The following is a 3,320-nucleotide window of genomic DNA, read 5'->3' as shown; positions in this document are numbered from 1 at the left end:
GGCGGCCGAAGGTCGGTAGCTGGAGCGCAGGCGCATCGGCACCGCTGCGGCCAGCTGGCGGCCGAAGGTCGGTAGCTGGAGCGCAGGCGAAGTCAATCCCGCCTGCGGCCAGGCTGGCGGCAGAGAACTCCTAGCGGACGCTCAGGTGGGTGCGCTCAGCGCAGCCAGCCGCGGTTGCGGCCGATGATGTCGCGCACGACGACGATCAGGGTCAGCGCGGCGAATCCCAGCAGGAAGTAGTCCTCGACGTGGCCGATGTGGTTTCCGCGCAGCATGAGCAGCAGGAAGCCGACGATGGCGAAACCGACGATGTGCCAGGTGCGGTAGTTGATCGCGCTCCAACCCCACGCCGCAGACGGCACCTCGACGGGGTCGACCCCGGTGTGGCGCTCCACCTCGGTACTGGCCACTTCGACTCCTTCAGTTCGCCTGTGCAACTACTGCCGACATTCTGACACACCCCATTCAGGCGATCTACCGTGGACACCATGGCCGAGCACACCGCCCGCGCCCCGCGGATCTGGGATTTCGCGACTGCCTCGCCCCGCATCGCCCCCGGTGTGGCGTCGATGGTGGGCTATCGCGCGTTCGATGTCCCCGACGGCGTCCACCGCGGAATGCCCTCGTCGACGCTGACCTTCATCGTCAGCCTCGACGAGGGGGTGCGCGCTGCCGCGTCGCTCGACGCCTTGGCTTCCGCGCCGCCCGCTCCGGTGTTGCTCGGCGGGCTGCATACCCACGCGGCCCGGGTGGCGCAGACCAGCGGGCAGGCCGGGGTTCAGCTGGCGGTGCATCCGCTGGCTTCGCGCGCGCTGTTCGGCGTGCCGGCCGCCGAACTGAGTGTCAGCGACTTCGACGGTGCACCGGTGCTGGGCCGGCCGGTACTGCGCCTGCACGAGCAGCTCGCCGCCGGGCGGTCCTGGCCGGAGGTGTTCGGGGTCGTCTCGGGGTATCTGGCGGAGCAGTATCGCCGGCGGGACGCCGCCGTGCGCCCCGAGCTGATCTTCGCCTGGCAGCTGCTGGCACGCAGCCGGGGCAGGATGCCGGTGGCCCGCGTTGCGGAGCGCAGTGGAATCAGTCAGCGGCATCTGGCCAGCCTGTTTCGCCGCGAGGTCGGTCACGGTCCCAAGGCGGTGGCCATGCTGATGCGCTTCGAATACGCGACCGCCCGGCTGGCCGACGAGGCCCGCCGGCACGGCCGTGTCGACCTGGCCGGAGTCGCGGCCGCGGCCGGATACGCCGATCAGGCCCATCTGACCCGCGAATTCGTTCGGTACGCCGGCGTGGCACCGGGAGCCTGGCTGGCCGAAGAGTTCCAAAACATTCAAGACGGCGGCCACCTCCAGCGGTCACAGTGGGGGCATGACACCTTCGAATCCGACCGTCTGGCTGACCCTGCAAGCGCATGACGCCGCGAAGCTCATCGACTACTACGTCGAAACCTTCGGCTTCGTCGTCACGGCCCGCTACGGCGAGACCGGCGACACCGTCGCGCACGCCGAACTGCGCTGGCCGGAGGGCGTCGGCGCCATCATGCTCGGCAGTCACAAGCCCGGTAACGACTGGTGCCGCGACCCGGGCACCGCGGGCGGCTACGTCGTCACCAGCGATCCCGACGCCCTCTACCAACGGGTCTGCGAGCACAACGCCGAGGTGGTCATGCCGCTGAGCGACACCGACTACGGCGCGCGCGAGTTCGCGGTCCGCGACCCCGAAGGCAACCTCTGGAGCTTCGGCAACTACGCGGGCGCACAATAGGTGGGTGAGTACGGGCCGCCGCATCAAAGTTCTGCTGTTGGGCTCCACCGGCTCGATCGGAACCCAGGCGTTGCAGGTTGTCGCGGCGAACCCGGACCGATTCGAGATCGTCGGACTGGCGGCCGGCGGCGGTAACCCGGCGCTGCTGGCAGCGCAGCGGGCCGAGACCGGGGTCGCCAACATCGCCGTCGCCGACGCGCAGGTCGGCGAAGCACTCGAGGCCCCCTACCGCGGACCCGACGCCGTCACCGGCCTGGTGTACGACACCGAGGCCGATGTGGTGCTCAACGCGCTGGTCGGCGCGCTCGGGTTGCGGCCCACCCTGGCCGCACTCGAGACCGGTGCGCGGCTGGCCCTGGCCAACAAGGAGTCGCTGATCGCCGGCGGCCCGCTGGTGATGCGGACGGCCGAGCCCGGCCAGATCGTGCCGGTGGACTCCGAGCACTCCGCGCTGGCGCAGTGTCTTCGGGGCGGCACCCCCGACGAGGTGGCCAAACTGGTGCTCACCGCCTCGGGCGGGCCGTTTCGGGGCTACACCGCCGCCGAGTTGGAGCACGTGACCCCCGAACAGGCCGGCGCCCACCCGACGTGGTCGATGGGCCCGATGAATACGTTGAACTCGGCTTCCCTGGTGAACAAGGGTCTTGAGCTCATCGAGACCCACCTGCTGTTCGGCGTCCCCTACGACTGCATCGACGTGGTGGTGCACCCGCAGTCGATCGTGCATTCCATGGTCACCTTCACCGATGGGTCGACGATCGCGCAGGCCAGCCCGCCGGACATGCGGCTCCCCATCGCCCTGGCCCTGGGCTGGCCCGCCCGGGTCCCCGGCGCGGCAGCGGCCTGCGACTTCTCCACCGCGGCCACCTGGGAGTTCGAACCGCTCGACGACGCCGTCTTCCCCGCGGTGCAGCTGGCCCGCCACGCCGGGCAGACCGGCGGCTGCATGACCGCGGTCTACAACGCCGCCAACGAAGAGGCGGCAGCGGCCTTCCTCGCCGGCCGGATCGGCTTCCCGGCGATCGTGGGCACCATCGCCGAGGTTCTGGGCGCCGCCGACCAGTGGGCCGCGCAACCCGCTACCGTGGATGAGGTACTCGACGCGCAGCGCTGGGCCAGGGAGCGTGCGGCTCGCGCCGTCGAGGCTGCAGCTACGAGAAAGGTCGGAAGCACTCGATGATGTTCGCGGTCGGCATCGCGCTGTTCGCGCTGGCCATCCTGGTTTCGGTGGCTTTACACGAATGCGGCCACATGTGGGTGGCGCGGGCCACCGGCATGAAGGTGCGCCGCTACTTCGTCGGCTTCGGACCCACGCTGTGGTCGACACGGCGCGGCGAGACCGAATACGGCCTCAAGGCGATCCCGGCCGGCGGCTTCTGCGACATCGCCGGGATGACCGCCGTGGAAGAACTGGCGCCCGACGAAACCGACCGTGCCATGTACAAGCAGAAGACCTGGAAGCGGGTCGCCGTGCTGGCCGCCGGTCCCGGCATGAACTTTGTCATCGGTCTGGCACTGGTCTACGTCATCGCGGTGATCTGGGGCCTGCCGAACCTGCACGC

The 3,320-nt window shown here is 69.9% G+C and carries 5 protein-coding genes; 4 read left to right on the top strand and 1 reads right to left on the bottom strand.

Annotated elements, in window-relative coordinates; genetic code table 11:
• Positions 1 to 155: 155 nt before the first annotated feature.
• The gene (locus LI92_RS20585; RefSeq protein ID WP_046322185.1) at positions 156 to 410 is read right to left on the bottom strand and encodes a DUF2631 domain-containing protein; all 255 of its coding nucleotides are present in this window, start codon (positions 408 to 410) and stop codon (positions 156 to 158) included.
• A gap of 159 nt (positions 411 to 569) precedes the next feature.
• Between LI92_RS20585 and LI92_RS20580 the strand changes: the two genes are divergently transcribed.
• From LI92_RS20580 to LI92_RS20565, 4 genes are all read left to right on the top strand, one after another.
• Positions 570 to 1,409: a helix-turn-helix transcriptional regulator gene (locus LI92_RS20580; protein WP_046322187.1), complete on the top strand. Its 840-nt coding sequence runs from the start codon at positions 570 to 572 to the stop codon at positions 1,407 to 1,409.
• Complete coding sequence (locus LI92_RS20575) at positions 1,363 to 1,758, top strand: VOC family protein (RefSeq protein ID WP_046322183.1); 396 nt, start codon at positions 1,363 to 1,365, stop codon at positions 1,756 to 1,758. The genes LI92_RS20580 and LI92_RS20575 overlap by 47 nt, the downstream gene beginning before the upstream one ends.
• A gap of 4 nt (positions 1,759 to 1,762) precedes the next feature.
• Positions 1,763 to 2,938, top strand: coding sequence for a 1-deoxy-D-xylulose-5-phosphate reductoisomerase (gene dxr, locus LI92_RS20570; protein ID WP_046322181.1), 1,176 nt, complete (start codon positions 1,763 to 1,765; stop codon positions 2,936 to 2,938).
• Positions 2,935 to 3,320 (top strand): site-2 protease family protein (locus tag LI92_RS20565; RefSeq protein WP_046322186.1); only part of this gene is annotated, 386 nt, incomplete at its 3' end. The genes dxr and LI92_RS20565, both read left to right, overlap by 4 nt.

It is taken from the genome of Mycobacterium sp. UM_Kg1, from assembly GCF_000972925.1.
In the GTDB taxonomy this organism is placed as follows: Bacteria; Actinomycetota; Actinomycetes; order Mycobacteriales; family Mycobacteriaceae; genus Mycobacterium; species Mycobacterium hiberniae.
This window is presented reverse-complemented; position numbering and strand designations above follow the sequence as displayed.

Bases quoted from the DNA above. Each gene is read 5' to 3' on its own strand.
- LI92_RS20580 (WP_046322187.1), top strand. From the start codon at position 570: ATGGTGGGCTATCGCGCGTTCGATGTCCCCGACGGCGTCCACCGCGGA.
- LI92_RS20575 (WP_046322183.1), top strand. From the start codon at position 1,363: ATGACACCTTCGAATCCGACCGTCTGGCTGACCCTGCAAGCGCATGAC.